Source organism: Enterobacter asburiae, assembly GCA_011754535.1.
Lineage (GTDB): Bacteria > Pseudomonadota > Gammaproteobacteria > Enterobacterales > Enterobacteriaceae > Enterobacter > Enterobacter cloacae_N.
In genome coordinates this window covers 3755279-3771694 of the sequence record JAAQVN010000001.1, presented here as the reverse complement: position 1 = coordinate 3771694, position 16416 = coordinate 3755279, and the positions used below count along the sequence as shown (strand labels likewise).

6 protein-coding genes are annotated in these 16416 nt (G+C 61.3%); all 6 read right to left on the bottom strand.

Going from position 1 to position 16416, the window contains the following annotated elements; genetic code table 11:
- Window positions 1-189: 189 nt before the first annotated feature.
- On the bottom strand, window positions 190-627 hold the full coding sequence (locus HBM95_17800; protein NIH44767.1) for a hypothetical protein: 438 nt from the start codon (window positions 625-627) through the stop codon (window positions 190-192).
- A gap of 13 nt (window positions 628-640) precedes the next feature.
- Window positions 641-793 (bottom strand): ash family protein, encoded by a 153-nt coding sequence (locus tag HBM95_17795; GenBank protein NIH44766.1) that lies wholly within the window; start codon window positions 791-793, stop codon window positions 641-643.
- Between the two features lie 161 nt (window positions 794-954).
- Window positions 955-2124, bottom strand: a complete 1170-nt coding sequence (locus HBM95_17790; GenBank protein NIH44765.1) for an HlyD family efflux transporter periplasmic adaptor subunit — start codon at window positions 2122-2124, stop codon at window positions 955-957.
- A gap of 10 nt (window positions 2125-2134) precedes the next feature.
- Window positions 2135-4330, bottom strand: a complete 2196-nt coding sequence (locus HBM95_17785) for a type I secretion system permease/ATPase (GenBank protein ID NIH44764.1) — start codon at window positions 4328-4330, stop codon at window positions 2135-2137.
- Entirely contained in the window at window positions 4327-5730 is a 1404-nt protein-coding gene (locus HBM95_17780; GenBank protein ID NIH44763.1) for a TolC family outer membrane protein, read from the bottom strand. The genes HBM95_17785 and HBM95_17780 overlap by 4 nt, the downstream gene beginning before the upstream one ends.
- Before the next feature lie 82 nt (window positions 5731-5812).
- Complete coding sequence (locus HBM95_17775; GenBank protein ID NIH44762.1) at window positions 5813-15916, bottom strand: BapA prefix-like domain-containing protein; 10104 nt, start codon at window positions 15914-15916, stop codon at window positions 5813-5815.
- Window positions 15917-16416: the final 500 nt, after the last annotated feature.

The window sequence follows — 16416 nt, the reverse complement described above, 5'->3', positions numbered from 1 at the left end:
GATTCTCGCTCCTTGGTTTTCTGCGTTTTGCTGCAGATTCAGCCAGAATTCAATACTTCGCCTGGTGTGGTTGAGATGCGTAGTTTTTCCTGGTTATTCATAATTAACGTCCTGTTTATAAATATAAAATGAGTGCGGTTTGATGCCCTCACCCCGACCCTCTCCCACAGGGAGAGGGAGAAAACCATGTCAACCCAGCAACGCGACGCCAGCCTCTGTTCTCAGCCAGCGCGGGGCTTTTAGCTGGTCAGCAAAATATCCCGTCAGTTCAAAGAGTAAATCTCCCATCACACGAGCGGATTCAGGGGCGAGCGCGCCCCCCAGCAACAGTTGCGTAATTTCCTCGCAGTAGCGACAGAGCTGATCGGATTCAGCGTTGAATGCAGGTTCACATTCGGGGAACACATCGACGGTAAGACGTTCCTGTAAGTGCTCAGGGAGCGGCTCCAGCAGCATCGGGCGAAGCAGGGCGAGGGTCGATGCAAGACGACCGCAGAGCGCTATTTTTCTTGCAGGATCGGTCTCTTCCACCAATGCTTCGCAATAGCGTTGGCAGTTGTCGGCAAGTTCAGTGAAGTCGGTATTGTGGCCGAAGGGGGTCGTGAAAAGTGCGTTACTGGTGGTCATATGACAGTTTCCATTAAGTGATTAAGACCCTGCCAGAGAAATGCCAATTTCCCGGGTGGCAGGACTGAACGGAGTTGGCATTACCGGCCTTAATGGACACCGGCGCGTCTTGCGACGCCCCCGTCCAGCCCACCATTGAAATGTAGCCAGACGCACGGCGCAACAAGAGCTCACGCCGCCATTAAGTTTAACCGGGATGCCAATCCCGACGCCAGATTTTGCTGGCGTGGAAGGAACATACGCCCGATTAACCCTAATAAAAAGCAGGCTACCCAGAAGAAGTTAAATCCTGCGAGGCGGCTTCAGAAAATGATGTAAGGCGTTTCATCACCGCTCCCTCAGCGCCTCTTTCGCCCGATTAAACGGCTTGATCAGATAATCCAGCACCGTTTTCTCCCCGGTCTTGATGTCCACCGTGGCAATCATCCCCGGCACGATTGAGAAGTGCCTGCCCGCCTTATTCACCAGGTAATCCTGGCTGGTGCGGATAAATACGCGGTAATAAAACACCTCCGGCTTGGCCTCGTCCTGGATGGTGTCCGGCGAAATGGTCTCCACCACCCCGTGCAGCCCGCCGTAGATGGCGTAATCGTAGGCGGTGATCTTCACCAGCGCCTCCTGGTTCGGGTGGATAAAGGCGATATCGCGCGGCGAGAGCCGGGTTTCAATCAGCAGGTGATCGTCTACCGGCACAATCTCCATCAGCTCGCCGTTGGGCGGGATCACCCCGCCGATGGTGGTGACTTTAATGTTTTTCACGATCCCGCGCACCGGGGATTTTACCGTCAGGCGGGTGACGGAATCCTCGCGGCCTTTCAGGATCGCCGAGACCATATCCACCTCGGCGTTGGCCTTGGATAACGCCTCGCGCGCCTGAACGTAATACTGGGAACGCACGTCGGTGAGCTTCAGCTCCAGGTCGCTTTTCTGCCGCTGCAGGCGCAGCACTTCCACGTGGCTGGCGGCACCGGTTTTTACCAGCCGCTGGGTGATCGCCAGCTCTTTGTTTGCGAGATCTAATGCTGAACGCAGTTCACGTTGCGTGTCCTCCAGCTGCGTGCGGCGCGAGTTGTAGAGCCGCGTTTCGGCGGCGGTCAGTTCGGTCCATTTCTCCAGCGAAGGCGGGAACTTCAGCGGCAGATCGTTTACCTCGGCGTACAGACGGGCGCTGGAGGCCAGCGACGCACGGTAGCGCGCAGCGCTTTCGCCGACGTTCGATTCGGAACGCGTCGGATCCAGCCGTGCCAGCACCTGTCCGGCCTGCACCTGATCGCCCTCGTGAACGTTCAGCTCGGTGAGGATCCCCCCATCCAGCGACTGCAACACCTGCTCGCGCGAGCTGGGGATCACTTTTCCGGTTCCCGTTGAGACTTCATCCAGCATCCCAAACCACGCCCAGACGCCCAGCGCCACAAACATCAGCAGCGAGAAGATCACGATCCGCCGCGCGCCGGAATAGCCGCTTTCGGAGTCGAGCGCATTATCCAGATCGTCCATCGCGGCCACGTCACGCTGACTGATTTTCATTTTTCCACTCCCGTCCGGTTGCTGCCTGCTGTTGCTGCTGCATGCGGCTGTTGTTCAGCGCCTGCGCCTTTGGCGCGTCCATGACCAGCATCCCATCTTTCAGCACGACCACGCGCTCCACCAGCTCCAGCACCGGCACGCGGTGGGTGGCGACGACCAGCGTCCGGTTGCCGAGCCATGCTCCCAGGCGCTGGATAAATTCCCGCTCGGTGTGTTCATCAAGGGAGGCGGTCGGCTCGTCCATCAGCACGATATTCGGATCGCGCAGCAGCATCCGCGCCAGCAGAATCGACTGCCGCTGCCCGCCGGACAGCCCCACGCCGTTCTCCATAATCGGGTAGTCCAGCCCCTTCGGCAGCTTCAGCACAAAGCTGGCCGCACCGCACATCTCCAGCACCTCGAAAATCTCTTCGTCGGTGGCGCGCGGCATGCCGAGGGTGATGTTCTCGCGCAGGGTGCCGTAAAACAGCCGCGCGTTCTGGGTCATAAAGCCGACGTTGCGCCGCACGTCCGCCACGTCGAGATGCGGCAGGCTGAGGTTGTCGAGCCGCAGTTCGCCGCCTGCCAGATCCATTCCGCCCGCCATCGCCTGCAGCAGGGTGGATTTGCCCGCGCCGTTGCGCCCGAGGATCGCGACTTTCTCGCCCGGCCTGATCTCCAGGCGGTTAATGCGCAGCGCCATGCGCGGATCTTCCGGGTGGTAGCGGAACTGCGCCTGCTCGAAGAGATAGTGTCCGCGCAGCACGTCCTGGCGGATCGGCGTCTCTTCGCGCTGGTTCTCGGTCGGCAGCTGCATAATGCTGTCCAGCCCCTCTTTGGCGGCCTTTACCTGCTGCCAGCGTGCCAGCACCCCACACAGCGTCGCCATCGGCGCGATCATCCGCGAGGCCAGCATTGAGGCGGCCACCACCGAACCGGTGGTTAAGGTGCCGTCGATCACCATCGGCGCGCCGACCACGATCACGGCGGCGTAGACCAGGCTCTGGACGGTCATTCCCCAGCTGATCAGGTTCTGCGTCAGCTCGCGGGTGCGCAGCCCGGATTCCGCGGTAATCTGGATATAGCTGTTCCACTGCTGCAAAAAGCGGTTCTCCGCCTGCATCAGCTTGATGTCCTCCAGCCCCTGCACGCTCTCCACCAGCACCGCGTTGCGCAGGGTCGATTCATGGGCCGACTGCTTCGCCAGCTCCGCCAGCTTCTTTTGCAGCAGCAGGCCGGGCAGGACCATGATCACAGCCGCCACCGGGGCGATCCACGCCAGCTGCGGCGCGATGATCGCCAGCACTACCACAAACAGGAAGAAGAAGGGCAGATCGACAATCGTCGAGATGGTGGAGGAGGTGACCATCTCGCGGATCTGCTCCAGCTCGCGCAGCTGGGAGATAAAGCTGCCGGTGGAGCGCGGAATGGCGCTGTGGCGCAGCCGCAGGGCGTGACTAAACACACGATCCGAGACGCGCAGATCCGATCGCTTACCCAGCAGATCCATAATGTGCCCGCGCGCGACGCGCAGCACAAAGCCAAACAGGGTGGCGATCAGCACTCCGATGGTCAGCACGTAGAGCGTCGGGTAGGACTGGGCGGGGATCACCCGGTCATACACCTGCATGGAAAAGACAATGCCGGAGAGGGAGAGCACGTTGATAAACAGCGCCGCCAGCATCACCCAGCTGTAGGGGCGCAGGTCGCGCATCACCAGCCGGTAGAGCCAGTCCGGGCGGTATTTTGAGATGTAGGCGTCCACGCGGCTGTCCTTCAGCGCCGCCAGCGGACGCAGGGCGATAACGTGGCGGATGGCGGGTAACATCGCGCTCATCGACAGGCGGTTGGTGTACGTCTTGTCGTCGAAAAAGCTGACCTCAAGCGTGTCCTCACCGTCGAAATTCTCGATCACGCCGATTTTTCCGTCGCTCAGCGCCACCACCACCGGCAGACGCCAGCTGTTGATCGACTGCTGATCGGCCGTCAGCAGCTGGAACGTTAGCCCGGCTTCACGGGCAAGCTGAGTCAGCGCGGGCACCATCGGTTTGCCTTTCAGCCACGGTGCGCCTGCGATCAGTGCGCCGGGCGAACAGGCGACGCGGTAGCGCGTGGCAACAAAGCCAAACGCCTGCGCCCACTGCGCCAGGGCCTCATCCGTCATCGTTTCCCCCTGAGGGATGTCGCGTTGCTTCATGGCTGGATCTCCACGGTCTGGATGGTGCGGTTATCAAGATCGAACGCATGACGCAATTGCCCGGTGTTATAGAGGCAGTTGAGCTGCAGCTGGTGCAGCTGACCGAGGGTCTGCTGCTGGGTAAAGCGTGCCTGATAGACCTCCTGCTCGGCGTTAAGCACGTCCAGCAGGGGTCGCGAGCCGAGATCGAGATATTGTTGCTGATAGAGCTCGCGGGTGCGGGCGCTGAGTGCCTCCTGGCGGCCCTGAATTTGCAGCGTGCTTTGCAGGCTCATGACCTGACTGCGGGCCTCCAGTAGCTTCTGGCGCACATCGAGGCGCGTACGCTGAATGGTCGACTGCGCCGCCTCCACCGCGTGTCCGGCGGCGTTACGTCGGGCGGTGAGCCCGCCGCCCTGATAGAGCGGCATCTGGACTTTCACCCAGGCGGAATACTGGGTGCGATCCCGCGTTTCGTTACCCGCGTAGCGATCGTTCAGGTAATGACGAACCTCCGGCTCCAGCGAGACGGTTGGCGTCATCTGCGCGTCGGCGTAGTCGAGGTTAGCCTGCGCGACGTTCGCCTGTGCCCAGGCGGCGAGGACCGCAGGCACCAGGCGATCGTCCGGCTCGGCGATATCGCAGCTGCGGGCCAGCTTCTGTGGAAAATCATTGCTGATATCATTCAGGCTGTTCCAGCCGAGAAAGCTCATCAGCGTGGCGCGGGCGCTGTCGAGGCTGGCCTGATACTGCATCAGCTGGGCGCGTGCCCCTTCAATGCGCGCGTCGGTCTGCACCACGTCAGAGAGCGAGGTGGCCCCTTCGTCGTTACGCAGGCGGGTCAGCTTGCCGATTGAGGAGAGGGCGTCGAGCTGCTCTTTGGCGGTGTCGACCATCTGCTGCAGAGTTTGCACCTGCACCATGGCGATGGCGGTATCGTGAGCGATGGTGTCGATGCTGACCAGCACGTTGGCCTGCTGCTGGGCGACTCCGGCGTTTTCGGCCCGCACCTGGCTGGCCACTTTGCCGAAGTCGTAGAGCATTTGCGAAAGAGAGAGCACCAGCGACGGCGTAAAGCCGTTCTGATCGCCGTCGTGGGAATACCCGTTGTCCATGCCGGCGTTAATCTGCGGATAGTATTTCGATTTGGCGACGTCGACCTCTTCGTTCTGCTCGTAAAGTTTGCCCACGGCTTCAGCGATTGCCGGATGCCAGGTGACGGCGCGATTAACGGCTTCGCCAAGCTGTAGTGAACCGGGAGCGGCTTTGCCTGCCACCGGGGCGACGCGGCCATTCAGTGAGGGGAGTTCCTGCGTTTCGCGGAGTTGTCCGGTATTGATGGTTGCCGCCGGGTTTGCCGCGATGGCGGGTACAGATATCAGGCAGCACGAGAGCCACCAGTGAGGCATCTTTATTCCCATGTCTTGTCCCTAATAAAAAAGTACAGCTTTATTATTTATGCCCGGGCGCTGTGCGCGCCCGGGTCATCTCGTGCAGGTGCTATCAGGTAATGATGTGTTGCTGGTTCACAAGCTCGTCGTACGTGGTCTGGACGTTATCAAGCGTAACGAGTGCAGTATTAGTGTAGGTGCTCCCTGCGCCGTCACGGTCGATGGAGATCACAGTGTTGCTACCGCTTTGCGTGACATTGATATAACTCCCCAGCGAGGCGGTATTACCGTCCCAGCCCACCAGCAGGTCGCCAATGTCGATCTTGTCTCCCTGTGCCAGGGAGAAGTTCGTCCAGTGGTCGCCGCCGGCGCTGGTGATGTTGCCCCCCGTAGCGTTGCCCGCCGTGCTGTTCAGCACCTGATAAATCAGCGTGTCGCCGTAGGCCGTACCGCTAATCACATCGTTATGCTCCGAACTGATAAATTTCGGCGCCATGTCGATGGTCAGTGACGCGGTGTCCGTGGTGCCGTTGGCATCGGTCAGGGTGTAGTTAAAGACCTCCTTCGTGGTAATGGTAGAGAGCGATATCCCCGGGTTGAGCGTATAGGTGTAACTGCCGTCTGCGGCAATCGCCAGCGTGCCGTAGTGACCCGTGATGCTCGACAGCGTGCTGCCGGTGTAGGGATCCAGCGTAGTGGTAACGCCGTCGTAGCCGGTAATGCTCACGCGAGTATCCACCGAGTGCAGCTGGTCCATCGTCCCTGCGGAACCGGTGCCGTCGAAAATGTTGCCGTCAACGGTGTGGGTGCCCGTGGCGTCGAACTGCGACAGCGAGTAGCTGGTGCCGGTGACGTTTGGGGTGATGGTGATATTTCCTACTCCCAGCGGCCCCATTCTGCCGGTATAGCTCAGGGTGTAGGTCCCCGCCTCCAGGTCGAGACCCGTCAGGTTGACCGTTGCCGTGCCGCCCAGCAGCAGCCCGCCGTTGAACGAGCCGGTTCTGACGGTGGTGGCGCCGTTGGTCAGCGTCCAGTCAACCGTCAACCCTGTCAGCGTCAGCAACGAGGCGACGTTAAACGACAGCACCACGTTGTGCAGCGCGGTATTGGCATCCACCACGAAGGTGCCTGAGCCGGAGCCCTGGGTTGAAGTGAGCAGCGCGGCGTTCCAGCTCGCCGACCCGACGGTTGTATCCGAGTACGCGGCGGTATGGTGTACCGACGTCACGTCCATCGCGGTGCTGACATCATTCACCGCATCCATCGGCTGCGCGGTTGGGGTGATGTTGAGCGAAGCCGTGTCTTTCGTGCCATCCGGCGCGGTAATGGTGTAGACGAAGGTATCCGGGGTGCTGATGTGGTCAACGCCAACGCCGCTATTCAGGGTGTAGGTGTACTCCCCGGCCGCGTTGATGCTCAGCGTACCGTACTCGCCGGTAATGTTCGTCAGACCGCTGCTGTTCACCGCTACGCCGTTAACCTCCGTCACCAGCGTGCCGACTGGCGCAATATCATCCGACAGAACGTCCCCGGTAGTGCTCGCGCTGACGCTCGCCACGCTGTAGACATGATCCTGCAGCACGTCCAGCGTGTAGGCCGTCAGGGCGGTGATCCCCGCAGCCGTATTCAGCAGGAACAGGTACTCACCGGCCGGCAGCTGCAGCGTCAGCTGAGGCGAGGTGCCGCCCAGCAGCGGCGCGCGCAGCCAGCCTGGTTCAACGCGCATCTGCTCGAAGGTCTGCGTCGCGTTGTTGAACTTGTAGATGTACAGGTCGAACACCGATGCCAGGGCCACGCCGCCAACGGAAGCCTGGATGGTCATGGTGCGGGTAGTGCCTTCCTCCACGTTATAGATGATGGGGTTGGTCATATCGTCCAGCAGGTTCAGCCCCAGCGTGTTGCCGAGATTGATCCCCACCAGGGTAAAGCCGCCCTGGGACGACGTACCGTTGTCAATCGCGTTGACGGTGGTATCGAAAGTCAGCGAGTTCGTATCGTCAACCGCGACAATACCGCTGGTGGCGGTACCGCTGCCCAGCGACAGCACCAGGTTCGCCGACGCGCTGACGCCGTTATGGGTGATGGTGTAGCTGAAGCTCTCCGTCCGGCCAATCACCGATGCGCTGGTGTTGGTCAGATCGTAGGTGTAACTGCCGTCGCGGTTAATGGTCAGCGTACCGTACTGACCCTGGATCACCGTGCCGTCGGCAGTGACGCTGGTGGTGACACCCTGGGCGTTAGTGACGGCCGTGACCGTTGCCCCTGCCGGAGCGTTGTCGCTGCCTGCGGTTGGGTCAACGTCGGTGATCACGTTACCGCCGAGGCTGGTATCGCCCGTAACGGTGCCCGGCCCGGTCTCTTTCACCGCCACGTCAAGGCTGGTGTAGGAGCCGGTTGCCAGCAGGTTGGTGTTATAGCTCAGCACGCGGTAGTTGCCGTCCGCCAGCCCGGTCAGGTTCAGCGAAACGCCTGTTGCCCCCAGGGTCAGCAGGTCGGCAAACTGCGGCTGTCCGGTATCGACTACGGTAGTCCATGTGTTGTTAACGGTGTCAAAGCGCTGTACCACCAGCTCAAGGGTGTTGAGCAGAGAGAGCACGGCCCCCGTGGCGTTGGCGTTCACGACGATGTCCGCGCTGCCGCCGCTGCCCACGGTGAAGTTCACCTGAGCGGAGTCATTACCGAGCAGCGTCAGGACGTTGCCCACGGCGCCAACCAGCAGGAAGCCGTAGTCGCTGTACTGGCTGTTGGTGACGGTGGCCGTGGTGCTGAGCTCCAGCTCTTCGACGTTATTGCTGGCGGAGAGCGGCACCACCGGCGCGAGCGCCGAGCCGGGCTGCGAGACGTTGCCCGCCGCGTCGGTGGCGGTGATTTGCAGCGTCTGGCCTTCTGTCTGCTTGTTAACGAAGGTGTAGCTGTACGTGCCGTTGCTGCCCGCTGTGGTCGTTACCGTTGAACCGTCCGGGAGACGGATCGTGACGGTACTGCCTGCTTCAGCATTCCCGGTTAATACGCTACCGTCGGCGTTAAAGGTCCCTGTCGGGGCCGTTGGGGCGGTAAGATCGACGATCACCGTCGTCACGGCCGATGCCGGGCTGGTATTGCCTGCGGCATCGGTGGCCGTGGCGGTGAAGTTATGGGTGCCTTGCGTCAGCGTGGTGGTTTCTGGCAGCGTCCAGTTGCCGTTGGCATCGGCGGTGACGGTGCCCACCAGCGTGATGCCATCGTAGATCCGCACCGTCGCGTTCGCTTCGGCAGTCCCGCTCAGCGTTGGGCGCGTATCGTTGGTCGGAGTGGTGCCGGTTACCGGTCCGATGACGCTGCCCACATCATCAACTACCGAGCTAATGACCGGCGCGGCCGGAGCAAGGGTATCAACGTTAATGGTATACCCGGCGGTTGGCGCGCTGGCGTTGCCTGCGGCATCGGTGGTGGTAAAGGTCAAATTGTGCGAGCCGTTGCCCAGCGCCGGGGAAGGCGTAAAGCTCCATGCCCCGCCGGTGGCCGTTACGCTGCCAATCTGCACGCCGTTATCGAAGATTTTCACCGTAGAACCCGCTTCTGCCGTACCGCTGAGGGTTGGCTGCGCGTCGTTGGTTGTTCCACCGTCTGCTATCGGCGTTGCCGCATTGCCGACATCATCGAGGATGCTGGTGAGCACCGGCAGCGCTGGCGGCGTGGTATCAATCGTCAGGCTGAAGCTGGCTGACGACGCGCTGGTGTTGCCTGCGGCATCCGTGGCCTGCGCGGTGAAGCTGTGCGCACCTTCTGTCAGCGTGGTATTGAGTAAGATACTCCAGCTGCCGCTGCCGTCTGCGGTGCCCGTTCCGACCAGCGTGGTTCCCTCATAGATATTCACGGTGGCAAACGGTTCGCTGGTGCCAACCAGCCGCGGTACGGTGTCGTCGGTCGTCTGCCCGGATGTGATTGGACCGGTAATGGTCCCCACATCGTCAATCGCCTGGCTGATAACCGGCGCGGTGGGTGCCGTGATATCGACAACCAGCGTAAAGCCCGGCGAGGCGGGGCTAACGTTCCCGGCGGCATCGGTCACCGTGGCGGTCCAGGTGTGGCTGCCTGCGGCCAGCGGTGCGGACGGCGTAAAGCTCCATGCGCCGGTACCGTCTGCCAGCGCGGTGCCGACTGGCTGACCGTTTTCGTAGATAGTGACCGTGGCGTTGGCCGTCGCGGTGCCGCTCAGCGTTGGCGTGGTGTCGTCGGTGCTCTGCCCGGAAGTAAGCGGGGTTTGAATACTGCCCACGTTATCTGCCGCGGCTGAAATGACCGGCGCAGACGGCACGCCCGTATCCACCGTCAGGTTAAACGGTGCCGTTGCCGTACCCGCGTTGCCCGCCGCGTCGGTGGCATTGAAGGTGATGGCATGCGGTCCGTCGGGCAGATCGGTACCCGGTGTGAAGGTCCAGCTGCCCTGGGCGTTGACCACGGCGGTGCCAATTTCGTTGCCATCAACAATCACGTGCACTGTAGAACCTACGTCGGCCGTGCCGTTGAAGGTCGGACGCGCGTCGTTGGTGCTGTTACCCGACGTGAGCGTTCCCGTGGTCGGTGCGACATCGTCAATCACGCTGGTCACCAGCGGCACACCGGGGCCTGCGGTATCGACGGTGAAGGCGAAGACCGACGAGTTAGCCGAGGCGTTGCCCGCGGCATCCGTTGCGTACGCGCGCAGGGAGTAGCTGCCGTCGTCCAGCGGCGCGGTCGGGGTGAAGGACCAGTTACCGGTTCCGTCGACGGTCGCCGTACCAATCTGCGTACCGTTATTCAGGATGTGGATAGTGCTGCCTGCCTGTCCGGTGCCGCTAATCGTTGGGGTGTTGTCGTTGGTTGCCTGCCCGCTGGTGAGGTTGCCCGTGACGCCGCCAGGGACGTTATCACTCACCGTATCCAGCGTTGGAACCGTCGGCGCCGTGAGGTCAACCACCACGCTCCATGGGGCTGAGGCTTCGCTGACGTTGCCCTGCGGGTCGGTCGCCAGGACGGTGAAGCTGTGCGAGCCTTCGACGAGTGCGGTCTCTGGCGTAAAGCTCCACGCGCCGGTGCCATCCGCCGTAACCACGCCAATCTGGGTAGCGCCATCGAAAATGGTCACCACGCTGTTCGCGTCCGCGGTCCCTGTAAGAGTTGGCGTGGCGTCGTTCGTTTCGCTGCCGCTGGCTATCGGGGTGGCATCATTGTCCACATTATCCGTTACGCTGGTGATGACCGGCGTAGTGGAAAGGGTATCCACCACGAGGGTGAAGTCCGCCGAAGGACCGCTCTGATTTCCTGCCGGATCGGTCTCGCGGATGGTCAGAACATTACTGCCTTCCGGCAGGACGGGCGTGGTGTAGCTCCAGGTGCCGGTATTACCGACCATCACGCTGTCCAGCAGCACGCCGTTGTTGTAGATGGAGATGGTATCACCCACCGCGCCGGTGCCGGTGAGGGTCGGCTGGCTGTCGTTGGTGGTCTGGCCGTTGGTCAGCGGACCGGTGACAGGACCCACGTCGTCAATGACCGAGCCAATGGTTGGCGTACCCGGGGCGGTAAGATCGATGGTCACGCTGGCCGCCGGAGAGCGGCCGCTGGTGGCACCGTTGAGGGTCGCGGTCACCTCGAAGGTATGCAGCCCTTCACCAAGCGCGGCTGGCGTATAGCTCCAGTTGCCGCTGCCGTCGGCGGTCACCGTTGTCAATGGCGTCGTGCTACCGTCCTGATAGATAGTAATCACGCTGCCCGCTTCGGCCGTACCGGTAAGCGTAGGCGTGGTGTCGTTGGTGGTTTTGCCTTTCACATCGCCGGTGACCGGGTCCACGTCATCGACGATTGCCGTGATGACGGGCACCTGCGGCAGCTCAAGCTGCGAGTCGGTGACGATAAAAGGCACATCGGCGCTTGGATTGCCTGCGGCGTCCGTGGCGGTCACGGTCAGCGTGGTTGGATCCAGCTGCGCCGGGCTCAGCGCAATGGAGAAGCTGCCATCGCTGCCAACAACGCCGGTGCCAATGACAGTGCCACCGCTGTCCTTAACGGTAATGGTACTTCCCTCTTCGCCGGTACCGGTCAGCGGTGTGCCTGTCTCAGGCAGGCTCATGTTGCCCGGATTGGCCGGGGCGACGGTATCGACCGTCACGCTCAGCGGCGCTGAACTGCCTGAGAGGTTACCCGCCGGATCGCTGGAGGAGACGGTGAAGGTATGCGGACCCTCCGCCAGCGTCGCGTCGGCAGTCCAGCTCCAGGTGCCATCCGGCTGCACGGTGACCGGCACGGCAGATGGCGCGCCGTCTACGGAGACGATAACGGTAGCGCCTGGTTCACCGGTGCCGGTAAGGGTCGGCGTGCCGTCGTTCGTATACAGCACGTTGTTGGACAGCAGGCTGTTATCGACGGCGCTAATGACGGGGATCTCAGGCGCAACGGTATCGAGCGTAACGCTAATGATCGGACTCAGCGCGCTGACGTTACCCGCCGCGTCTACGCCCGCAACGGTGATGTTCAGCAGGCCATCCGCCTGTGTTGGCAGCACAAAGCTCCATTCTCCGTTAACGACCTCGACACGGCCCAACTCAACGCCGTTGTTGTAGACGATGACCGTGTCGCCAGTCGTGCCGGTTCCTCCGACGGTTGGCGTCGCATCGGTGATTAAGCCTCCATTCGGCTGGCCCCCGACGGCATCAAATACCGGGACATCCGGTGCTACGGTATCCACGGTAATCGTAATCGCCGGCGAAGCGTCAGAGACGTTGCCCGCCTCATCGGTGGCGGTGGCGGTGTAGACGTGGGTACCTTCCCCAATATTACTGTCAGGACGCCAGCTCCAGTTGCCGTTGCTGTCTACCGTGACGGTGCCCACGACGGTCGGAGTGCCGTTGACGGTGTCAGTAATGTTAATAACATCGTTCGCCGTACCGGTGCCGCTGAGGACCGGGCGCGGATCGTTGGTGGTTCCACCATCGGGAACGGGGCCGGTTATCTGGCTGACGCTGTCGGTAATCACCGGTGCTGCAGGTGCGACTGGCGCATCGGTGTCAATGGTGATGGTGACCGGCTGGGACGGGGCGCTTTCGTTGCCCGTGCCGTCCATGTTGGTGACGGTCAGGGTAATGTCATAGGTGCCGTTAGGCAGCGGGGTGGCTGGCGTCCAGGTCCAGTTGCCGTTGCCGTCCACGAGCACGTCATCAAGCTTGACGCCACCGTTGTAGATCGTCACGGTATCGCCCGGATTGCCGGAACCGCTCAGGGTCGGCGTGGTGTCGCGGGTGGTTTCTCCCGGGTTCAGCGGCGTTTCTGTGCCGTCAGGATTGACGGTGATTGCCGGGATATCCGGCGTGGCAGGCGCGACGGTATCCACCGTCAGTTCAAACGGCGTTGAGATGGTGGTATTGCCCGCGGCATCCGTGGCATGCACCGTCAGCGTGTGCGGGCCGTCGGTAAGCGGGATAACGGGGGTAAAGCTCCAGCCGCCGCTGCCGTCGAGGGTCGCGGTGCCGAGCAGGGTGGTGCCGTCATAGACGGTGATTACCGTATCTGCCGGCGCGGTGCCCTGCAGCTGCGGCTGGGTGTCGTCGGTGGTGTCGCCGCTGGTGAGCGGCCCGTTAACACCGCCGACGTCATCGGTAACGGTGGCGATAGTAGCCGCCGCTGGCGGCGTGGTATCGACGGTCAGGGTAAAGCCGCCTGACGCCGGGCTGGTATTACCCGCTCCGTCGGTGGTAACAGCGGTAAAGGTATACGTGCCGTTGCCAAGCGGCGTGGCGGGGGTAAAGGACCACGTGCCGTTGCTGTCGACCGGGACTGTGATGAGATCGACGCCGTCCTGGCGAATGGTGACGGTTGAGCCCGGCTCAGCGGTGCCGTTGATCGTCGGCGTGGTGTCGTTGGTGCTGTCGCCAGGATTGAGCGCGCCGAGGCGCTCTGGCACATCATCCACTACCTGGGTAATGACCGGCGCATCCGGGGCCACGCTGTCAATGGTGATGCCCCAGCTGTTGGAAACGTCGCTAATGTTGCCTGCCGCGTCGGTCGCGACGGCGGTCAGGGTATGGGGACCCTCGGCGATGGGGATGTCCGGAGTAAAACTCCACGCGCCGAGGCCATCGGCGACGGTCGTACCAATATCAACCCCGTCCACACGAATGGTCACCGTGGCATTTGCTGCGGCGGTACCGCTGAGCGTCGGGGTTGAATCATTGGTGGTCTCATTGAGGTCGAGCGAGCCGGTACGTTCGGGAACATCGTCAACCACCTGCGTAATGACCGGGGCGGCTGGCGCCGTCCCGTCGACGATAATGGTCCAAGCGTTCGATTGTCCGCTCGGGTTACCGGCGGCATCTGTTGCGGTTGCCGTCAGCACGTACGTACCATCGGCCAGCGGTGAGGGCGGCGTAAAGCTCCACAGGCCGGATGAGGGGACGTCCACCGTGCCGATGATATCGCTGCCGTTGAAAATCGTGATGGTCGAACCGGGTTCGCCCGTGCCGTTCAGGGTCGGCGCCCGGTCGTTGGTCAGCCCATTCTGCTCCACGGGACCGGTTGTGTTCAGCACGTCGTCAATCACCGACACGATAACCGGCGCCTGCGGTGGGGTGACATCCGGCGCCGCTGCGGAGGTTGCTGGCCCCGTGTTGCCGGCAGCGTCGGTGGCGTCTGCGGTCAGGATTTCGCCGTTGAGCTTAGGCGGGGTCAGCGTCAGGCTAAAGTTGCCCTCGCTGTCGGCCACCGGGGTGCCAAGGATAGCGTCGCCTTCACGGATGGTTACCGTGCTGCCAGGTTCCGCGGTGCCGGTGATGGTGCCGCCATCATTCGAAACGACGAGGTCACCGGGGGCCAGCGGCGGCGTGGTGTCCACGGTGAAGATGATAGGCTCCGAGGCCGCACTCTGGTTTCCGGCTGCATCGGTTTCAACGACGGTTATCGTGTGCGTCCCGTCCGGGAGCGGGCCGCTCGGCGTGACGCTCCAGGTGCCGTTCGGCAGTACCGTCGTGGTTCCAATCGCCACACCGTTATCGTAGATAGTGATTGTTCCACCGGGCTCGCCCGTTCCCGCCAGGATCGGCTTTGAAGCGTCGGTAGGCGTGCCCGCGGTTATGGTTCCTCTGATCGCACCCGTGTCGTCGGTCAGCACAATCGCGGTTGGCGTGGTCGGCGGGGTAAAATCAACGGTGAGGGTAAATACCGGGGAGGCCGGTCCGAGGTTGCCGGCGGCGTCGGTTGCCCGCACGGTAATCTGGTGGGTACTTTCAGTCAGGTCAGCTGACGGGGTAAATGTCCAGGTGCCGTTGCTGGCGACGAGCGCTGTGCCAATCGCGACTCCGCCGTCATAGATGGTCACGGTGGAGCCCGCCTCCGCGGTGCCGCTGAGCTGCGGACGTGGATCGTTGGTGCTGCCGCCGTTTGTGACCGACCCCGTTTGAGGATCAACATCGTCCGTCACGCTGCCGATGGTCGGGGCATCGGGTGCGGTGAGATCCGGCGCCGTAATCGTTGTGCCCTGGCTGGTATTCCCGGCCGCATCCGTCGCGGTGGCTGTCACCTGTTCGCCGTTGGTCAGCGGAGTGCCGAGAGACACGGTAATGTTGCCGTCACTGCCGGTTTGCCCGGTGCCAATGACGTTGCCGTTCGCGTCTTTCAGCGTGATAGTACTGCCGGGCTCGGCGGTACCGGTGACGCTTTTACCGTCCGACGAGAACTGAAGGCTGGATGGCGCGTTCGGCGGTGTTGTATCCGGGTTGGTTGGATCGACCGGCGTATTGGGGGTAGGGCTGCTGTTACCTCCATCGTCGTCGTCTCCCCCTCCGCCACCGCCGGAGCTTGCTGCCGCAGCGATACCGCCTGCTGCAACAATGCCGCCCAGTGCCCATGGCCAGATGGCGGCTCCACCGGCATCGCTTCCGGATGCGGCCAGCAACGCGTCCGTAGAGGCGATGGATTCGTACGTAGCGGCTCCGGTTGGATCTTCAATCCACCATAGCGCACCGTCACTCTCCTGGAGCACCAGCTGGCTCACGCCTTGCGCGTCGGTGACGTAGAAGTTTTTAAGGGTGATCACTTCCCCTGAGTGCAGGGTCACCACCAGATCGTTGCCACTTCGCGCGAAGTGGGAGACATCGGCTCGCTCTACATGAAGCTCAACGATAGAGGAATGGCTCAGCGTAACCTGTGTGCCTTCCGTAGTCGTTTCCACGCCAGTGAGTTTTGATATAACAGAGATTTGGCTCATTTAGGTATTACTCCAGCAGAGTTATCGTGAACGACGAGCAAGACGAGCCATCTCTGGAGAAGGTAAAGGGCGCCCCCGGCGGAGTTACTGTTTATTAAACAGCACTCACCGTCTTTTTTAGAGCGAACGATGCCCGCCAGGATTCAGAGTGGCAACATCAGAGCGAATGTAATTACTTATCAGACAGAATGTTTGCTATGCGTATTTTTGCCTTATAAAACCCTGTAATTAATAAAGGAATTGGTTTTGAGGATATAAAAATGATATAGCCAGAAAACGGTGAATGTGCAAATTAAGCTTTCGTAAATAAAGGGGTAAGTCGTAAAGAGGGCATTAATTTATTGATGTGGATTATGTGTTTATTTTCTTACTGGCTTGTTTTTATTGATCTTTTTATTTTTAGTTTGCGTATTTTATTTGTGCTTTAGGTGTAATTCAATAATTGGTAGTGACGTTTTTGAATGTAATTAAAAATGTTGTTATTTAAATCTGCTTAATTT

What these genes read in the sequence shown, in the direction of transcription:
- HBM95_17800 (NIH44767.1), bottom strand. Translation starts at nt 627, where the DNA reads ATGACCACCAGTAACGCACTTTTCACGACCCCCTTCGGCCACAATACC.
- HBM95_17790 (NIH44765.1), bottom strand. Translation starts at nt 2,124, where the DNA reads ATGGACGATCTGGATAATGCGCTCGACTCCGAAAGCGGCTATTCCGGC.
- HBM95_17785 (NIH44764.1), bottom strand. Translation starts at nt 4,330, where the DNA reads ATGAAGCAACGCGACATCCCTCAGGGGGAAACGATGACGGATGAGGCC.
- HBM95_17780 (NIH44763.1), bottom strand. Translation starts at nt 5,730, where the DNA reads ATGGGAATAAAGATGCCTCACTGGTGGCTCTCGTGCTGCCTGATATCT.
- HBM95_17775 (NIH44762.1), bottom strand. Translation starts at nt 15,916, where the DNA reads ATGAGCCAAATCTCTGTTATATCAAAACTCACTGGCGTGGAAACGACT.